Here is a 19239-nt window from a genome sequence, read left to right as displayed (position 1 = left end):
TGAATGAGCAGGAGTTTCAGGCTAGAACAAAGCAGCTGGCATTACGAGTTATTCGTCTAAAAATATAAGTCATAACATCCAAAATCCAAACTCTAATATCAAAAATGGAATCGTTTCCAATCGAAATCTAAAATCCAAAATCCAAAATTGACTATGCCGAATATTAATGAGATTGCAAATTCTGCCAAGGACAATGCTGATAAACTTGGCATTAAGAAATTCGACATTTATGGTTCAACAGTTGATGACACTAGCGTGCAAGTAGACCAAGGTGAGCCAAAACAGGTCAAAGCTTCAAACCGCTCTGGTGTTACTGTTCGTGTCTGGAATGAAGATAATACAATGGGTGTCACCAGCACCACAGATGTAGACCCCAAGGGACTGGAATTAGCTTTGAAAACTGCCTATGAAGCCAGTTTCTTTGGTGTTAAAGAAAATGTTCCTGATTTTAGTCCAGAGGCTACTACTCCGATTCCCAGTAAATTTCAGGATAAATCACCCCAAGCACCTGTTGCTGAACTTATAGAAAAATTGTTGGTAGCTGAAAAAGAATTACTAACAGCTCATCCAGCAATTAAAGGCGTACCTTATAATGGTTTGTCACAAAGAGATATTGACAGATTTTATCTCAATAGCGACGGTGCAGTAAGAACTGAATCTCACTCTTTGGCATCAGTTTATCTTTATAGTAAAACTGAGGAAGATGGCAAAAAACCTCGCAGTGCAGGCGCTTATAGAATCAACCAGAGTTTAGATAATTTAGATATTAATGGTTGCATCAAAGAAACCGCCGATAAAACTATCAGCCACTTGAATTATGAAAAAATCAAAACTGGTAAATATCGAGTTGTTTTTTCAGCGGAAGCTTTCTTAAGTCTGTTGGGTGCTTTTTCTAACTTGTTCAATGCCCAAAGTATTTTAGACAATCAAAGTCTATCTACGCCTGATGATTTAGGTAAGCAAATAGCTTCTCCTTTGATTTCAGTTTATGATGATGCGTTGCATCCAGCTAACGTTGGTGCGGAAAGTTTTGATGGTGAAGGAACTCCCACTCGTCAAATTTCGCTGATTGAAAATGGCGTTTTAACAAGCTTTCTCCATAGTGCTGGCACTGCTAAAAGATTAAATGCCCAGCCAACGGGTAATGCTAGTATTGGTGCAAAAGTCAGCGTCAGTCCCAATTTTTATCACGTATTTTCAACAGCAACTTCTGAGCAGGAGTTGAGCTTAGAAACTGCTGAAAATGTGATTTTTATCGATGATTTACAAGCTCTCCATGCTGGAGTTAAATCCTTGCAAGGTTCCTTTTCTTTGCCGTTTGATGGTTGGCTAGTTAATAAGGGTGTGAGGACGAGTATTGAGTCAGCAACTGTTGCTGGCGATTTCTTGGAACTTTTGAAGTCAATTATTTATGTAGAAAAAGAGCCAGAGTTAACACCAGGGGGAGTTTGCCCAAAAATCTGGGTTAATGAACTATCGATTACCGGCGAATAAAACTTAGTCAGTGCAGAGTTAAGAGTTTAACTCTTAACTCATCACTTGGAAATCATGACTCACCATTAGTATTCACCACCAATGCTAATGGCAGTATTAAATACATCAGCACCGCTTAAATCAATACCAGCTAAAACAGCGCCATCTACGTCACTATTATATAAACGAGAATTGCTCAAATTCACGTTAGTAAGATTGGCATTATTTAACGTCGTATCGCTAACGAATGCTTCTGTGAGATTAGCAGACTTTAAATTAGCACCAGTTAAATCTGCACCTTCTAAGTTAGCACCTTCGAGATTAGCTCCTTTTAAATTTGCATTTCTCAAGTCAACACCGATTAGATGAGCGCCTTTGAGGTTAGCTCCTACTAGATTGCATCCCGAACATTCTCTAGTTTCTAACAAGCGGCGGACATGGGTGGAATTTTCTGCTTTGACGGGAATCGGAGCAGCTAAAGATAGCGTGCTGAGTAAGGCTGCTGCCGTCAAAAAAATTCGTTTCATAATTTACCTCGGACACTTCTAGAAGTCATTAAATCCTGAACTTCTACGCTACCAGTGTGCCAAGATTACAGAATTCTGTCCTCATGCGATCGGAGGAATATATAATTTCTATGAGACTAGGTATTCTTGTGTGAGTTAGTCCGATAGGACTAAAATTAAAAGATTGTTAGTAATAATTCTAAGCATATAGAGACGCAATATATTGCGTCTCTACTCACGTGGAAACGCCTCATCATCTTAAGTCAAAGCTTTTCGCAGTCGTTGTTCTAATGAAACCAGGTCTACCCCAAGATTTTGCAGAACCCTAATTGCTACTCCCTCTCCTCTACCTATTGCACCTTCGCAGAGAATACCTAACAGCAGATGCTCTGTACCAACGTAGTTAACGCCAAGTTGTCCTGATTGTTCTACTGATAGTTCTAATGCCTGCTTGGCTCTGGGCGTGTAGGGAATATCTAAAAGTGTATTACCCTTACCTCTGCCGATAATTTTTTCTACCTCTATCTGTGCATTTTCCAAATTTACCCCCACAGAGTTAAGAAACTGCGATCCTAGGCCGCTACCTTCGCCAAGCAATCCCAGCAAAATCTGTTCGGTACCAATATATGGGTGTCCTAAGTGGCGAGATTCATCTTGAGCTATAGAGATGGCTGTCATCGCTTTTTGGGTAAATCTTTCAAAACCTCTAAGGTGAAATCTGGTAGACATAAACCCAAAAAGTTTATTAAAAATAGACTCAAAAAATGTTTCAAACATAAACCCTTCCTGTGTGGATGTATTGTTGAGTGGCTCAATAATGCGATCGCATTTATTTTTCCCTGTAGTTAAAAAAGACAGCAAATTCTCCATCGTCTTAGCATTCGCTGAGTACCACAGAAATTGCTTCTCTCTTCGGCTATTGACTAACTCTTCAATCCGTAGCTTCTCCAAATGGTGGGATAGCGTTGAGTTCGGGATTTTTAGCTTTTCCTGAATTTCTCCTACGGTCATCCCGTCTGGATAAGCTGCAAATAGCAGTCGCATAATTTCCAGCCGAGGCTCCGACCCCAATGCTGCAAAAATGTCCGCATACCGGGCCGTTTCTTTATTATTCATATTTCTAGAATAATCGAAATAAGTATTTTGTCAACAGGATCATGATAGACGACAGACTTGCTTTACCTGATCGCCCTCTTTTTTCATTTTGGCTTTTGTAGTTACTAAACAAGGATGTCAATTAAGCCTTGCCGCTACCTAATAGGTACAGCAACGCCATGCGAACGGCGACACCGCTAGTAACTTGCGATTGAATGAGACTAAATTCCGGGTCATCCATCAACTCAGAGCTAATTTCGACACCACGGTTAACTGGGCCTGGATGCAAAACTTTGACATTAGGTTTACAAAGTTGCAGTTTTGTGCATGTAATGCCAAACAGCTGATGATATTCTCGCAAACTTGGCAGCAAATGAGCCGTCATCCGTTCCTTTTGCAGACGTAAAGTCATGACAAAATCGGCATTTTGCAAAGCTGGTTCTAGCTGCCAATGTAGAAATAGTTGGGGATTGGGGGAATAACTCCTGCCTTCTACTTCCTCCAAGATAAACTCAGCAAAGAATTTAGGTAAAAGGGTTGGTGGTGCTGCCAGATGCACTTCGGCACCACTGGCAATTAAACTCCAAATATTCGATCGCGCCACGCGAGAATGGAGAATATCTCCAACAATGGCAATCTTTTTCCCCTTTAAAAGATCCAGTCGGGGATGATCTGGGTCAATTAGAGTACAAATGGTAAATAAATCTAGCAGTGCTTGGGAAGGATGCTCATGTTGACCATCACCAGCATTCAGGACACTAACTCGTACACCTAGACGATCCATTTCAGCCGCGATCGCATTTGGTACTCCTGCCTCTCGATGGCGGACTACCATAATATCAGTTCCCATTGCCAAATAGGTTTTCGCCGTGTCGAGAATTGTCTCTCCCTTAGTCATAGAAGATGTGGAGGCGGCGAAATTCAGCGTATCTGCACTTAAGCGTTTAGCTGCGAGTTCAAAACTGCTGCGAGTTCGGGTAGACGATTCAAAAAATAAATTCGCCACCACCTGTCCCTGCAAAGTTGGCACTTTCTTTGTCCGCCGTGATAGCACCTCTTGAAAAGAGGCAGCAGTTTGCAAAACTGTATCGTATTCAGCGGCAGTAAAGTCAGCTAGGGAAAGAATGTGATGACGATTCCACGTAGTAGTAGGCATATTTGGGGACTGGGGATGGTGGGGCCCCCTCTGGGGATAAGGGGTAATGGGGATTAGGGACTGGTGACTGGGGGAGATGATGGAGACAAGAGGACAGGGTGACAACTTGCAACAAGCCTTTCGTCTCAAGTACTTAATCTAAGTAAGCCTTAGCTGGTGACTTGTATGTTTGTCCCAAATTCCCCTTGTCCGCCCAATCCCCAGTCCCCAATCCCTTCAAGCTGGTAAATGGAAAACATTTAAAGCTAGAGAAATTAGGCTGAGGAACGTTAAAAACCCAATTGTATCTAGCATTGTAGTCACTAACGGGCCACTAACCAAAGCAGGGTCAAGTTTCAGCCGTTCCAAACCCATTGGCAGTAACGTGCCGAGTGTAACAGCCACAATTGTATTAGTTGCCATTACCATTCCGGCAATTAAAGCTACCCATCGCTCTTGGGGTCGCGCCCAAATTAAGGAAAGCAGGATCATGGTTGTGGCTAAAGCTAAGGCTGTACCTAAACCTGCTAAAAGTTCTTTGCGGAGAATTTTCAAGGTATCTTTGGGTGTTACCTCTCCCACTCCCAACCCGCGGATTGTTACCGTTAATGATTGAATACCGACAGTACCACCAGTGTTAGAAAAAATTGGCATGATTACTGCTAGAACTGGCACTGCGGCAATTACAGATTGAAAAGGCGCGATCGCACTGGCTGCACCAATATACAGTGCCATGATCCCCAACAGCCAAGGCAAGCGGTTGCGGATGGTGAGTAGAGGAGAGGATAAAGCAGCTTCATCACCACTTACACCCGCCAGTTTTTGGATATCTTCTGTGGCTTCTTCTTCCAAAATATCCATGACATCATCAATGGTGACGATACCAACCAATCGGTCTTCGCGATCGACGACGGGGATAGCGATTAAGTCGTAGCGCTGCATGATTCGCGCCACTTCTTCTTGAGGGGTTTCAGTTCTAACTTTGATGACGCGATCGCTAGCAATATCTTTGATGAAAACATCGGGAAAGGTAAACAGCAACTGGCGCAGTGAAACTACTCTCACCAGCGTCCGGTTGTCATCTGTGACGTAGGCGTAGTAAATTGTCTCCTTGTCTTCATCCTGACGGCGGATTTTGCTTAAGGCTTCACCTACAGTCAACCCTTGTCGCAACCGCACATATTCAGTTGTCATCACCCGCCCAGCCGTACCTTCTGGATAGCCGAGAATCGTTGCTGTTGCTTGCCTTTCTTCTTGACTCAGTTCTTGTAATAGCCGTTTGATTACCCCAGCAGGTAGTTCATCAAACAATTCTGCCCGTTCGTCGGGACTCATCGCTTCTACAAGTTGCACTACCTGAACATCATGCAGAGAATTAATTAGTTCTTCCTGCACCTCTGTCGGCAGATATTCAAATACATCAATTGCCTGAGCTTTGTTGAGTAAACGGAATGCGATCGCCCGTTGTTTTTCAGGCAATTGTGTAATGTAGTCTCCCACATCCACAGGTTGCAAGCGATTTAAATCCCATTTCAACTGGTTTAAATCGGTAGTATCAGTCAGCAAATCACGAATATCTTCTGTAAGCATGATAATCTCCTAAGTCTCCCCCGCGCTGGGAGACTTCCTTACCACAGCTCAGAGGAGGTTGATACTGCCATCTTGTGGACTATGGTCCATAAAATTTCAACAATTCAATATCGATAGCTAAATCAAAGCATTGCTAGTCATCATCCTAACCCGGAATAACGCTCTCCGGTAGATACTGAGAAGTTTTTATATTCTTAGTAGCTTTATGTGCATTTTTTAGCTTGCTACCCTGATTTTTGAGGAGTTATTCTGTTGATATAATCTGTGATAACTGGCGATCGCGAATAAATAACCATACGGATGCCTAAAAAAAGAGAGTCGTCTCCAAACTAGGGATTAGAAAACTTCTGCATATTAACAAATGCTTGAGGTTCAGTAATCTAAATTGAGATACTTTTACTTGAGTTCGTTAACTGCTTACTAAATCATAAATAGCTTCTAGCTTGGCAGTTTGCTTGCGAATATCAAAATTTTCGCAAATAAACTCTCGTCCTTTTTTACCCATACTTTTAGCTAAAGCCCGGTCAGACAAAAGAATATCTAATTTTTCCGCAAGAGAGCGATCGTCTTTTTCATCAACTAAAAAGCCAGTTTCTCCATCTAAAATAGCATCAGGGATAGCACTATGCCAGGTAGAAGCTATTGGTAAACCAGAAGCGGCGGCTTCCAATATTGAAAGCGGTAAACCTTCGCTATCACCGTTCTTTGCTGTTTGACTGGGTAGAGAAAATATTTCTGCATTTCTCATAGTTTTTTGAATTACTTCATAAGGTTTTGCCCCCATAAAATTTACTCTATTACTAATACCAAGTTCATCTGCTAGAGTTTTGAATTTTTCAGTCATTGTGCCATTTCCAATTTGGATAACTGATACATCTGGATGCTTACTGGCAATTCGAGAAAAGGCTTTTAATAGGGTATCAATTCCTTTTTTTTCAGTATGTCTGCCTACACATAAAATATATCTTTCATCTTTTGATTCACTCGCTGGGGCAAACTTTTCTAAATCTATACCACTATTTAGTTTAATAATTTTATCTTCAGGATAACCATATTCAATCATCTTTTTATACAAGAAACTAGAAAAAGCAATAAATTTAGATGCTTTTTGTTTTAATTCTTCTTCACGCAAAAGAAATTGATAAAATGCCGGATTACCTGACAGCCACATAGATAAACGTGAAACTGTAATATCAAAACCGTAAAATGTAACGATGAAAGGAATATTTAATTTCTCTGCCAATCGCATTGCGTAAATACCATCTGGGCCAAAATGTCCATGAATTAATTTTAGGTTTTTTAGTTCAGCCTCTTTTCCAAACATATTTGGTGAAGCAGTAATTATATGAAATAATTGCTTAATTTTCCATTGATCATTATTACTAATAGCAATATTGTCAAAAGGAATTTCTTCTAAGAGTTTACAAGTAATAAATAACGGTTTGTATGTTTGTAAATTATGGGCTTGCTCTCCAATAAAAGTTTCTGATACTCTCGGATAAGCTCGACGATACATCCCAACTGTTTTCATTGTATTACTCCTATTTAAGATTAATATTTATCTTTCCAAAAAGTCAACGAGATATTGGGTAAAAACTTTTAAGTTCGTTATACATTTACGCTCCTGGTTCTATCTGCTGCTATGTTGTATAAAATGGTAACTACTTGATTGATTTAGAGCAGCAATAACAATACCAATTTTTAGTTTTTTAAAGCCAATATTAGTCTAAATCAGGGCTTCAATTATTTATATTAGTAAGTAAAATAATAATTTTTCCTGAACTATTATTTAGTAAATATCTTAGAGTGGAATCAAGCAAACTAGGATATTTATTATCTAAACAAACCGATTAATTTTTTATGGCTTACGGATTAACAAAGAAGCCAAAATAGCAACTATGCTTTTCAAGGCTTCTAGTTAGATTTTTGCGATGCCTGCGATTTTTGCTAGCCTATACAACTAACAAAATATGGTTTGTAAAAGGCTGAACCAAGCTATTTACGTGAATGCACAAGATGATTTATTTGTAAAGTGTATAAGCCCTATTTTTTATCAAACTTGATTGGGTTGAGGATAGCCTCCCTTTCTTTACTGCAATTATTGGTTGAATGTTTAACACAAACACATTAATTTTAAAACACATCTACATTAAAATTATATTTATTTAATAAATATTTTTTAAAAAATGAGTTAGTTTATACCAGCATCAGCATAACCTCGGAGTAGTGATTTAGTTTAGACTAGCATAAGCTCATCCTTCGGAGTTAGGCACTCTTGATTTTTTGACATTATCCCGCTACTGATATTATGTCCGACTAATTAGTTATAATTCCCGAATCTATGTAGAAAGCCCAAAAATCCCTTACCTCTGCGATCCTAATGATAAGTCTTTAGCCAGACACGATATGATTTAGTACACCAAATCAATAGGGATTCCCAAGACCACTCTTGAGAGTTCCTCTGTCTAAGACTCGACTTACTTAGAGGGATTTTTCCATCCACGCAGAGATCGATATTTCTAGAAGCGATTACGTTTTTGTATACCCTACGGTACGGAATCCCATCTCAATCTTCCATTCTCCATAGCCCAAGTGCAAGAAACCCACTACTTTAAGGGGTTTAATTCTGCAAGTAGTTCTAAACCAAACCATGAAAACATCTACCAAATTGCGAGCTCACCTAGACTATTACTACCAGCAAATCAAAACGATCATCCTGACTCGCCAAAATCCAATTACTGGTTTGTTACCTGCGAGTACAGCGATTACAGCCCACGGCGATTATACTGATGCCTGGGTGCGAGACAATGTTTACAGCATTTTGGCAGTTTGGGGTTTAGGACTTGCATACCGCAAGATTGACGACGATGAAGGACGCACTTATGAACTAGAACACAGTGTCATCAAACTGATGCGCGGGTTGCTCTTTGCAATGATGCGACAGGCTCATAAAGTAGAGACATTTAAACATACTCAGTCGCTACTGGATGGACTGCACGCCAAATATAATACCGCGACTGGTGACATTGTTGTTGGTGATGACAAATGGGGACATTTGCAACTTGATGCCACATCTATATTTTTGCTGATGTTGGGGCAAATGACGGCAGGAGGATTGCAAATAATTTATACAATTGATGAAGTAAATTTTGTCCAAAATTTGGTTTACTACATTGGACGAGCTTACCGCACACCAGATTACGGCATTTGGGAACGTGGTAATAAAATTAATCGCGGTAGTGCTGAGTTAAATGCCAGTTCTGTAGGCATGGCAAAAGCTGCTTTAGAAGCTATCAACGGACTAGATTTATTTGGTGTGCGTGGTAGTCAAGCATCGGTGATTCATGTGCTACCAGATGAAATTGCCCGCGCCCGGATTACTTTAGAATCACTATTGCCGAGAGAATCTGGTTCCAAAGAAATTGATGCGGCGCTGTTAAGTATTATTAGTTATCCTGCCTTTGCGGTAGAAGATTTGCAGTTACGCGATCGCACCTTCAACGATATTATTAATAAACTCGCAGGTCAATACGGCTGCAAACGCTTTCTGCGTGATGGACACCAAACCGTTTTAGAAGATCATCAGCGCTTGCATTATGAACCGTGGGAACTCAAGCAATTTGAGCATATTGAATGCGAATGGCCGTTATTTTTCACTTATTTAGTTCTAGATGGATTATTTCGCGGCGAACAAGAACAAGTTAAAAAGTACCAAGAGCTTTTAGAATCATTACTCATAGAACAAGATAGTTTGCGTTTATTGCCAGAACTTTATTATGTTCCTGCAGAAAATATCGAAGCCGAAAAGTTATCGCCCCAAACGCAACCACGTTTGCCCAATGAAAATATTCCCTTAGTATGGGCGCAGAGTTTATATTTTCTCAGTCAAATGTTGAGTGAAGGTTTACTGGCAGTTGGTGATATCGACCCATTGGGAAGACATTTGTGTGTGGGGAAACAGCGCGAAGCATTGGTGCAAATTGCTTTGTTAGCAGAAGATGAAGATTTACAAACAAAACTAGAAGTTCACGGAATTGAAGCACAAACGCCTACTCAAGTAGAACCGATTCAAGTGAGAAAAGCTGGAGAATTTTCAGCTATTTATACCCAAATCGGACGTAACGATAAACTTGGTTTAACTGGGCGGCCAGTGCGGCGGCTGCGGAGTTTGACAACATCTAGAATCTTTCGGATTCGTGGTGAAACAATTGTATTTTTGCCTTCATTCTCAGACTCTCAACAGTTTTACTTAACTCTTGATTACCATTTTTTGCTGGATCAAATTAGAAGCGAACTAGCTTACATTCAAAAATATTGGAGTGATTTGGGTCGTCCTACTCTGACTTTAATGTTAACGCACACCATGTTAGAAGCAGGTTCGGAAGCATTACTAGAACTGATGCAAGAACTCAAAGATGGAGTTTGTAACGGTGTACGGGTGAAATTAGGGCGGCTAAATCAGCTAATGCTAACAGCAGGAATCCAAAGAATTGATTTTCTGCCCAATGCAGAATTCTCGCGATCGCCAGTGAAAAATGCTAGCCCACGTTGCTATTATTTAGCATATCATCCTGAGAAAAACTGGCGCTTAGGACATACCCAAGAATTTCAAATGGAATATGAAACTAACTTGGGATTATTACTTTCTTATTTGCGCTCATCAGAGAATATTTACGAGCAAATTGAATTATTGCAAACATTAACTCGCTTGCAGGGAATGAAATTTGATACGGGGTATGGCGGCCCAGGATATCCTGTCATCGTAGCTGATTTACTAGATGAAGTTTACACCAAAGCTGGAGATTTAGGCATTTGGGCAGTAGTGCGTCGGGCTGCGGGGTTACGGCAAATGGTTGATATTAGCCTATCAGATGCAGTCACGAGTATTTTGGTGCGAGGTAAGCAAATTGCTGTGGGTAAAGCTTACAGCGAAGCGTCCTTGATTAGCGTGCCCATGTCCCACGATGAAATTGCCGATAAAATCAATCATTTTTGTCGTGAGGATATCCGCGATCGCGTCCTTACTCAAGAGATTTTAATCTATGTTGGTATCTTAATTCGCTCAGAACCCGAACTATTCAAGGGACTACTAACGCTGAGAGTCGGCTATCTCATCCTGTTGATAACCAGCGAACTAGCGCGGGAATTGCATGTCACTCAAGATGAAGCTTACGATCGCTTAATGCAACTTTCACCCTTTGAAGTGAAAATGCGCTTGCGTCAGGTATTAACTGGATATACTGGCATGAGTAACCTGTTGCGCCAGCAAGAATCACTGCATGTCAAACAAAAAGAAAGTGATATTGCTTGGGTAGTGTTACCAGGAATCGCCGAAGGGATAGAAGTTCCACCGGGCGGTTGGCGACGGTTTCGCCAAGCTGAGGGTGCGACGGGGCGCGTACCAAAAGAATTTTTTAAGCAAGTTTGGCTATTAATGCAACATTGTAAGGGTCTAGTAATTGGTGATAAACTAGAGCGGCGCAATCGTTTAGATAGTGAGATAATGCTGTCGGAAATGACAGCCGGGGAAAGAAATTTTGCTCTGTTGGTTGAGCATTTGCTGAATAAAATCGAAGCTCCAGAATACCGCCAAGTTAATATTGAAGCATTAATCGAATTAGGAGCGATCGCTGCCAATAATCCTAAGCTGCAAATTGAAGAATATATTGTGTTGGATGTGTTAATTGGCCATGCAGTGCGATTGGCGTGGCTAGAAAACCATAGCCAACGTAGCGATCGCTATGATGAGGATAAGGCGAGTGCGTGGCGATCGTTTTACAATACTTCTCCTAGAGATTGCGCTAGTTACATTTTGAAGGCATTTAGGTTCTTGACGGAGTTTGTAAAAGATTTTTAAACGCAGAGGGGCGCAAAGGGAAGCACAGAGGAACGCAGAGAATGAGAGAGAATGAGTTGAGTGGGGTGATTATTGGGTGTGCTATGAGGGTGCATACTGCTTTGGGGCCTGGTTTGTTGGAGTCGGCTTATGAGGAGTGTTTGAATTATGAGTTGAACAAAGCCGGGTTGAGTGTTGGTAAGCAAATTCCATTGCCTTTGGTTTACCAAGATGTGCAATTGGAATGCGTTTATCGATTAGATTTGATAGTCGAAAACAAAGTAATTGTAGAGATTAAATTTGTAGAATCCTTCCACCCGATTCACTCCGTTCAACTCCTAACCTATCTCAAACTAGCAAACTGCAAACTAGGTCTTCTCCTCAACTTTAACGTCCTCCACTTCAAAGAAGGTATTAAACGGGTAGCCAACAACCTCTAACTTTTCCTCTCACTCTCTCTCATCCTCTGCGAACCTCTGCGCTTCCCTCCGCGTCCCTTTGCGTTAAAAAAAATACCCCCACCTCAGATTCCAAAAGCAGGGGTTTTGTTAAAACTACTTAACAGAAACAGCATCAACATCAATAGTGCTTGCACTGGAAGTAGAACCCTCTGGAGTATTAGGTACTTCAGTACCCACCTCACCCTTACGAGCTTTCCAGCCTTCTATTACTAGCCCAGACACCTCACTAACTAGCAGAGTCAAAAGGAAAACATCATCAATCTGTCCCACAACGGGTATAAAATCTGGGAGAACATCAAATGGGCTGACCAAATAGACCAACGTTCCTAAAATTACCCACCAACGGTATTTAGGGTTACGAAGTACACTGCGATACCAGGTGTAAAGTGATTGGATTGAAAATTTCATATTTTGAACCTCCAGTTATCTTTTATTTTGACAAATTATGCTAAAAACTCACGGTGCGAATAACCGTCCTAGTTAGTCTGGAAGACGCTACTATTAATTTGTCAACAAAGATAATCCTAATTTTCGGGTGCAAGGCTGATTAATCGCTTAGTGTTGATATCTGCTGCTTTAGCCATGAGAGATATACCTATGTACTGATTGTACTTTGCTAGAGATTTTATAAATTACTCGGTATAGTCTTAAACTTTTGTGCAGATCCCAAAGAATAATCTTCTAATTTAAAATCAGCAAAAGGCTTCCTTTCTAACCTATTCCGTAGTGCCTCGTCAAGAATGACACCTGATGATTCTTTTTTAACACCAATAATTATCACACTTGTCTGATATGTCGTTAAATCCTGATTTGCTTGACAATCACTCCGTTGAAATTGACCAAAATTCAATAAGCGATAACTTTTGACACTTAATGTATTAATAAATATTTTTTTAACCAAAAGCTGTATTTGTTTAGAACGTTCTAAAGCTACACGTTCTTGAACTAATCTATCACCTTTACAAGAAGCTGTGCCAACAGAGATAATCTCATTGGGAGCTTCCATTATCTTCTCTATACCTTCTTGTTCTAAGTTCAACTTCAAAAGGTCAACACTAATAATTTCATCATTGTATTTAATTTGAAAGTTGCTATCTAAAAACCATTTATATTTTAGTGATAAAACTGCTATATTAAACTCAGCTATCCTTCCCTGACTATCCCTACCTTCTTGATAAGAAAAGTAATCGATATTACCTTTTTTTTCGGGATATTGTCTGTAATAAGATGTTTCAGCAAAATCTGATTTTCGCGTTGCTAAAGCCACTATACTAAGTAATCCCAATACTACTAATAGAACTGCAAAAAATGCCAATAGCGGTACTTTTTCCGGCTGCTTATTTGGAGGTAATGAGTTGTTATTAATATTTCCAGGTAAATGTTCAAGGTTAGAGGATTCTAGGATATTACTATTTGTCGGAGTAATGTCTGTTAATTGAGTTTCGAGTTCTTCTAGAGAATGCAAAATTTCTTGAGTACTGGCAGGACGTTTTTCTATATCTGACGCTGTTAGCCAATCAATTAAATTCAATAGTAAGGGTGAGATATGGGTAGCATGATTTTGCCAGTGCAACAAATTTTGCTGGACATCATACATCTCCAAAGGATGATATCCTGTCAGCAAAAATACAAAAGTACGTCCCAAAGCAAAGAAATCTGACTGCGGTACTGCTTGACCATTCATTTGTTCTGGGGCGCTGTAGCCAGATGACATAAGTGCTGTCATCTTGTCGCCATTGCTTAGTTGGTCTTGGTAGGTTTTATTAATTTCACTGGCGGTGCCAAAATCAATCAGTACTAGATTCCCCCAACCCTGCTCAAGGGGGGATCTAATCATGATGTTAGATGGCTTAATATCTCGATGTAGGTACTGTTTGCTATGTACTACATCTAAAATTTCTATCAACTGTCTTAACCAGTCTATGGCTTGTTCTTGGGATATGGGGCTATTTTGCTGCTGTAGCCACTGTTCTAAGTTGTAGCCATCGATTTTTTCCATTGCAATGCAATGCAACACTAAACCATTTCGGGTTTGATACTGGAAGTAACTATCTTCTTTGGGAATTCCGGGATACTTGAATTGTCCCAACACCGTTACTTCTTGCTGAAATAGTTCTACTGCTTTGGCGTCGCTTGATAAATCTTCTTTGAGTATTTTGAGAATTTTGGGGGTATCTTGCTCGTATGCCTCATAAACTTTAGTAAAACCTGTTTTGTCACTCAACAGGCACGTCACCCGATAACGCCCTAGTAATTCTAGATAAGAACCACAACTTTGACAAAAGCGGTTTTGCTGATTATTCGGGTGATTTGGTTTAGGGCAAACGGGATTGATACAAAGGCTCATGAGAGGGGAGTGGGGAGTGGGGAATGGGGAGCAGGGGGAGCAGGGGGAGCAGGGGGAGCAGGGGGAGCAGGGGGACAAGGGGGAATTATTGAATAAATCTCTTCCTGGTCTTCCCCCTCTTTCTTGTCTACCCTGTCTCTTTTTAATGCCCAATCCCCTATGCTCTATACCCAATCCCCCTAAAGATCGCCCTATTAGTTCTTCTGCTGCCGTATGATAATCCCGTCCAATAATCATGAGATTTTTGATCTGTGTTCTGCCAAGAAAGCTGCCACAGTTTGATTAAATCCCTCTGGTTGTGTCAAAAACGGCCAATGATTACCGGGAACTTGGCAGATACGTAAGTTTTGAAGATAGGTTTTGTAGGGTTGAATTTGCCAATTTTGGCGGTTCAGTCCTTGTTTTGGCTGGATGAATAGGGCAGGGGTGTCAAGGGGAATTGTAAAACCAGGCACTTGCATTACTGCCTCAAAAATTCCGTCGCGGGCGGCTATGGTAAATTTACTGCCCCAACTCCCATCGGGTTTTTGTTCTATTCCTGCTTGGAAAACTTGCTGCTGTAAGGAAGTCCATCCTTGATATTGCTTTAATTGCCGTGCTTGTTGTTCGGCTTCTTCGTAGCTGGCAAAGGGCCCCATGCTTTTAAGAAAAGGTAAGAAGCGATATAACATTGGGAAAGTTACCCTGAGAAGACTGGGCATTTTCCAAATAAAAATCGGATCGACGAGAATTATACTCCGTAAACGCTTTGGGTTTTGTCTTGCCCAAATGGCGGTTAATTTGCCTGTCCAGGAGTGACTTACAATATGGGCAAAAGTCCATCCAAGACTATCCATGAGTGCTTCAAGGTCTGCGATCGCACTCTCAAAGCTATAATCTATCTCTGGTTTACTACTTTGGCCATGTCCGCGCATATCTGGCGCAACTATGTGGTAATCCGCCGCCAAGTAATCTCCTAAACCAGACCACACCAAAGCATGATCGCCTAAGCCATGTAACAGCAGTAAAGGTTTTTGACCTTGATTCCATTCTAAATAAGAAAGTTGGATATCAGGCTTTGATAAAGTTTGACGTACAGGCATCATTGCACATCCAGGCTTAGATAGTTTTGCGTTTATATGGTACTGCGGAAGATGGGGACTGGGGACTGGGGACTAGGGGGAGAATAAATAACTCCTAACTTCTAACTCCTAACTCCTAACTCAACACTCTCTTTGCTTAATCTAATTGTTACCATTTACCACTTTATGACTCGGAGGATTGTACCAATTGACACGAAATAATGAGGCTAATGAATGCCAAGATCAAGAAAAGGATGCCCCAAGGATATTAAAAGTAATATGCCAGAATTACACCAATCGATTGCCCAGCATTATCACGAACGGACTAAATACAATCCTGAGACTCTCGTTTCCAAAAGTCAGCGGTTAGACTGGACTAAACAGCCAGTGCCCTTCAAAGAGTACAAAATTGGCTCTACTTTTGATCTCAAACCTTATATCCAAGAAAAAGCAGAGGCTTATGCTAATAAGCTAGATGCTCAATGGTGGCAAAGACTTTCACGGCTATTGTTTCGCAGTTATGGATTGACGGCGAAAATGCCTTCTATGGGTAGTGCAGTGTATTTACGCGCTGCTCCTAGTGCAGGCGGACTATACCCTGCCGAGGTGTATGTGGTTTCCCGTGGTACATCGTTATTGCCGCCTGGTCTATATAACTACCAGTGTCGAACTCATTCTCTCATGCATTATTGGGAAAGTGATGTTTGGCAAACTCTCCAAGCAGCTTGTTTCTGGCATCCTTCTCTAGAAAATACCCAATTGGCAATTATTGTGACTGCGGTATTCTATCGTTCTGCATGGCGCTATGAAGATCGGGCTTACCGTCGGATTTTTCTGGATACGGGACATCTGTTGGGTAATATCGAGTTAGCTAGTGCGGTTACTGATTATCGCCCCCATTTAATCGGCGGCTTTGTAGATGAATCGGTCAACGATCTGCTTTATGTCGATCCGCAACAAGAAGGTGCGATCGCTGTCTTACCTCTGGCAGACTTGTTAGATGTTAATCAAAATTTACCATTGGGATGTACTGCTTTACCTTCGGCTACTGAAACCAGTTATCCTCAAATCCCCGATGGCGAACTCCTAACATATTTCCATCGACACACCCAGATCCAATCAGGTGTCACTGGTAATCTTAATCTACCAACTATTAAACAAGAAAAATCTTTGGAGGATAAATACAATTTTCCTTTCTGTTTAAAAATTCCTACCACTACCGCACCGATAGACTGGGGACAAAAACTGTCAGAACTGGAAATCACTATGTATAAGCGACGCTCTACCCGCGCTTACAATGGTGATGATTTAAGCTTCGATGAATTGAAAAGTTTACTCGATTTCACTTACCAACCGCAAAATTACATCGACCAAAACTTAGATATTTCTCCAGACTACTTCGATCTAAATTTAATCGAAACATTCATTGCTGTTTGCGGAGTCAAAGGACTGGAGGCGGGTTGTTACTATTATGCACCCAAAGCCCAAGAATTACGCCAAATTCGGTTTAAAAACTTTCGGCAAGAGTTACATTTTCTCTGTTTAGAACAAGAATTAGGACGGGATGCAGCAGCAGTGTTATTTCATACAGCTAACTTGAAAGCTGCGATTGCCCAATATGGCGATCGCGTTTACCGTTACTTGCACATGGATGCCGGTCATTTGGGACAACGCCTGAATTTAGCTGCAATGCACCTAAATGTAGGCGTCAGTGGTATCGGTGGATTCTTTGACGATCAAGTAAATGAAGTCTTGGGTATTCCTGCTGATGAAGCTGTTTTATATATCACTACATTGGGACGCCCAAGATAAAAATAATTCCAGAGGCGCAAAGAATCCAGAGAATTTCTTTCAGTCCGTCCAGATTCTTTAATTCGACAGACATATTTTTGGATACCCATACATTTAATTTATGGTTGGGGTCTAAATACCCATCCATATTGCGAATTGCAAATGGGGGTTTTGGCATATCTGGGTAATTTACGTTTTGGTCCGTTTTTCCTGAATGAATGTCCTGTTTTGCATCTCGACTAGCTGTAGATGTGATTAGAAACGGATTATTAGGGAGAATTCTTTGAGCATTGAAAACGACGGTCGCGGCAGTGGCAGGTAGTGTTATGGCTTTTGTATTAGTTATAGATAGCGTGGGCGCAGCCCAACCAAGTCATCGCTATCGACTGGTGAAGCTCCGATATTAAGCTGGTGTTATGTTGAATGGGGCAAGAGTGATTAAAAAGGGTTAATGTCTCTTACCTGCTCCCAGATATAGCTCACCCACTTTCGGGTCATTCAACAATTCTTCACCAGGGCCGGAGATCGCATCACGTCCCGATTCTAATACATATCCACGATTAGCCATCTCTAAAGCTTTACGGGCATTTTGTTCTACTAGTACGATCGCAGTACCTGCCTGATTAATTTGTTTAATCTGCTCAAACACTTGTGTCACCAAAATCGGCGACAAAGCAGCAGATGGCTCATCTAAAATCAGCAAACCAGGTTCCAACATCAAAGCTTTGCCCATCGCTAGCATCTGGCGTTCTCCTCCAGAGAGAGTACCAGCGCGTTGACGACGGCGATCGCTTAATCTAGAAAACATAGTAAATATTTTATCTTTAATTGGTTTCAGGGGAACGTTAAGCACAAAAGCACCCATCTCCAAATTCTCTTCAACACTCAGAGAAGGGAAAACATTGGTAATTTGCGGTACGTAGCACATTCCTCGTTGGACAATTTGATTGGACTTTAGCCCCACGATATTTTCACCTTTGAAAGTAATTGTGCCTGTGTGCGGGATCAAAAGCCCAAAAATTGCTTTTGCCAAAGTAGATTTACCCGCACCGTTGGGGCCAATCACTGTCACCAATTCCCCCGGTGCAACCCGAAAATTCACACCTTGCAGGATATCTACATCTTTGATGTATCCAGCGTGAACATTTTGAACTTCTAATAAATAATCATTTGTCATTGGTCACTTGTACTGAGCGTTCGCGTAGCGTCTCGTAGAGAAGCCGAAGTATTGGTCATTGGTCAACAGTCAAGTTAAACATAACTATTCACTATTGACTGTTGACTATGGACTATTACGGAGTTTTTTGCAACTCTGGTCGTTCTTCTGGAAGAATCGCCCCTTCTACTGGGCAAACTTGGAGACAGATACCACAGTCAATGCAAGTGGCAAAGTCAATCCAATACCAATCAGTTCCCTTGGCATTTTTGCCTGGGCCATCATGAATACAGGCTACTGGACAGGCATCTACGCAGTCTGCAACGCCTTCACAGACTTCTGTAACAATTGTATGCGGCATGTTCTTGATTCCCTCTTTTCTGTATCGGCTATTTCTAGCCTAGCAGGGGACTGGGGAGTGGGGATTGGAGATACTGGTGTCAAGGTGAGTCTGCATGAGACTGTAATTTTTATTCATTACTAACTCACGTCTAATGTGAATTAAGTCTAGAAACCCTTGTAATTTCGTGGGTAGTCCTAAAACTACGATTTTGGGCGAGTCTAGAAACCCTTATGCGATAAGAGGCTTTTCTAATTCACATCAGGCGTAACTCAGAACTCGGAATTTTCAAATTTACCTTTAGTAGTAACAAAATCAAGGTTTTTGGCGTAAGTAAGCCCTCTTGGCTATTGCCGTTAGGTTCTATGGAAATTCAGGCAAAAATACTATAATTTCAGGACTTACGCAACTGGCACAAAGCACGGGCAGGTAGACAAGGGCGACAAGG

At 41.1% G+C, this 19239-nt stretch carries 14 protein-coding genes and 2 pseudogenes; 5 read left to right on the top strand and 11 right to left on the bottom strand.

Going from position 1 to position 19239, the window contains the following annotated elements; translation table 11 throughout:
• The first annotated feature begins 153 nt into the window (after positions 1–153).
• The gene (locus tag RMY63_RS15385; protein WP_322729529.1) at positions 154–1494 is read left to right on the top strand and encodes a TldD/PmbA family protein; all 1341 of its coding nucleotides are present in this window, start codon (positions 154–156) and stop codon (positions 1492–1494) included.
• A gap of 65 nt (positions 1495–1559) precedes the next feature.
• Here the strand turns inward: RMY63_RS15385 and RMY63_RS15380 are convergent, their stop codons facing one another.
• The 6 genes and pseudogenes from RMY63_RS15380 to RMY63_RS15355 all read right to left on the bottom strand — a co-directional run bounded on the left by RMY63_RS15380 (position 1560) and on the right by RMY63_RS15355 (position 7330).
• Positions 1560–2000 carry a pentapeptide repeat-containing protein gene (locus RMY63_RS15380; RefSeq protein WP_322729528.1) on the bottom strand — a complete coding sequence of 147 codons (441 nt, stop codon included), beginning with the start codon at positions 1998–2000 and terminating at the stop codon, positions 1560–1562.
• A gap of 243 nt (positions 2001–2243) precedes the next feature.
• Positions 2244–2708 (bottom strand): annotated as a pseudogene (locus tag RMY63_RS15375) (Clp protease N-terminal domain-containing protein); the annotation flags it as partial.
• 141 nt (positions 2709–2849) lie between these two features.
• Positions 2850–3095: pseudogene (locus RMY63_RS15370) on the bottom strand (ArsR/SmtB family transcription factor); the annotation flags it as partial.
• A gap of 121 nt (positions 3096–3216) precedes the next feature.
• Positions 3217–4230 carry an aspartate carbamoyltransferase catalytic subunit gene (locus tag RMY63_RS15365; protein WP_322729527.1) on the bottom strand — a complete coding sequence of 338 codons (1014 nt, stop codon included), beginning with the start codon at positions 4228–4230 and terminating at the stop codon, positions 3217–3219.
• Between the two features lie 216 nt (positions 4231–4446).
• Positions 4447–5799 carry a magnesium transporter gene (gene mgtE, locus RMY63_RS15360; RefSeq protein WP_322729526.1) on the bottom strand — a complete coding sequence of 451 codons (1353 nt, stop codon included), beginning with the start codon at positions 5797–5799 and terminating at the stop codon, positions 4447–4449.
• Positions 5800–6208: 409 nt separating this feature from the next.
• Positions 6209–7330, bottom strand: a complete 1122-nt coding sequence (locus RMY63_RS15355; protein WP_322729525.1) for a glycosyltransferase — start codon at positions 7328–7330, stop codon at positions 6209–6211.
• A gap of 1119 nt (positions 7331–8449) precedes the next feature.
• Between RMY63_RS15355 and RMY63_RS15350 the strand changes: the two genes are divergently transcribed.
• Together RMY63_RS15350 and RMY63_RS15345 are read left to right on the top strand one after the other, a co-directional pair.
• Positions 8450–11656 (top strand): glycoside hydrolase family 15 protein, encoded by a 3207-nt coding sequence (locus RMY63_RS15350; protein ID WP_322729524.1) that lies wholly within the window; start codon positions 8450–8452, stop codon positions 11654–11656.
• Between the two features lie 41 nt (positions 11657–11697).
• Entirely contained in the window at positions 11698–12075 is a 378-nt protein-coding gene (locus RMY63_RS15345; RefSeq protein WP_322729523.1) for a GxxExxY protein, read from the top strand.
• 114 nt (positions 12076–12189) lie between these two features.
• Here RMY63_RS15345 and RMY63_RS15340 read toward each other — a convergent pair whose 3' ends face one another.
• On the bottom strand, positions 12190–12504 hold the full coding sequence (locus RMY63_RS15340; protein ID WP_322729522.1) for a YkvA family protein: 315 nt from the start codon (positions 12502–12504) through the stop codon (positions 12190–12192).
• Between the two features lie 217 nt (positions 12505–12721).
• Positions 12722–14443 (bottom strand): serine/threonine-protein kinase, encoded by a 1722-nt coding sequence (locus RMY63_RS15335; RefSeq protein ID WP_322729521.1) that lies wholly within the window; start codon positions 14441–14443, stop codon positions 12722–12724.
• Between RMY63_RS15335 and RMY63_RS15330 the strand changes: the two genes are divergently transcribed.
• Complete coding sequence (locus RMY63_RS15330; protein ID WP_322729609.1) at positions 14372–14539, top strand: hypothetical protein; 168 nt, start codon at positions 14372–14374, stop codon at positions 14537–14539. The genes RMY63_RS15335 and RMY63_RS15330 overlap by 72 nt on opposite strands.
• A gap of 137 nt (positions 14540–14676) precedes the next feature.
• Here the strand turns inward: RMY63_RS15330 and RMY63_RS15325 are convergent, their stop codons facing one another.
• On the bottom strand, positions 14677–15525 hold the full coding sequence (locus tag RMY63_RS15325) for an alpha/beta hydrolase (protein WP_322729604.1): 849 nt from the start codon (positions 15523–15525) through the stop codon (positions 14677–14679).
• Positions 15526–15783: 258 nt separating this feature from the next.
• Here RMY63_RS15325 and RMY63_RS15320 point away from each other — a divergent pair, with 258 nt between their 5' ends.
• A complete protein-coding gene (locus tag RMY63_RS15320) occupies positions 15784–17316 on the top strand; it encodes a SagB/ThcOx family dehydrogenase (RefSeq protein ID WP_322729603.1) in 1533 nt (510 codons plus the stop codon).
• 427 nt (positions 17317–17743) lie between these two features.
• On the opposite strand, the gene RMY63_RS15315 is transcribed toward RMY63_RS15320, so the two are convergent.
• On the bottom strand, positions 17744–18472 hold the full coding sequence (locus RMY63_RS15315; protein ID WP_322729520.1) for an ABC transporter ATP-binding protein: 729 nt from the start codon (positions 18470–18472) through the stop codon (positions 17744–17746).
• Positions 18473–18587: 115 nt separating this feature from the next.
• Positions 18588–18812 (bottom strand): indolepyruvate ferredoxin oxidoreductase subunit alpha, encoded by a 225-nt coding sequence (locus tag RMY63_RS15310; protein ID WP_104907250.1) that lies wholly within the window; start codon positions 18810–18812, stop codon positions 18588–18590.
• Positions 18813–19239 lie beyond the last annotated feature (427 nt).

It is taken from the genome of Nostoc sp. ChiQUE01b, from assembly GCF_034531255.1.
GTDB lineage: Bacteria > Cyanobacteriota > Cyanobacteriia > Cyanobacteriales > Nostocaceae > Nostoc.
Note: the sequence above shows the minus strand (reverse complement) of the source record. Positions and strands in the feature narration are given on the sequence as shown.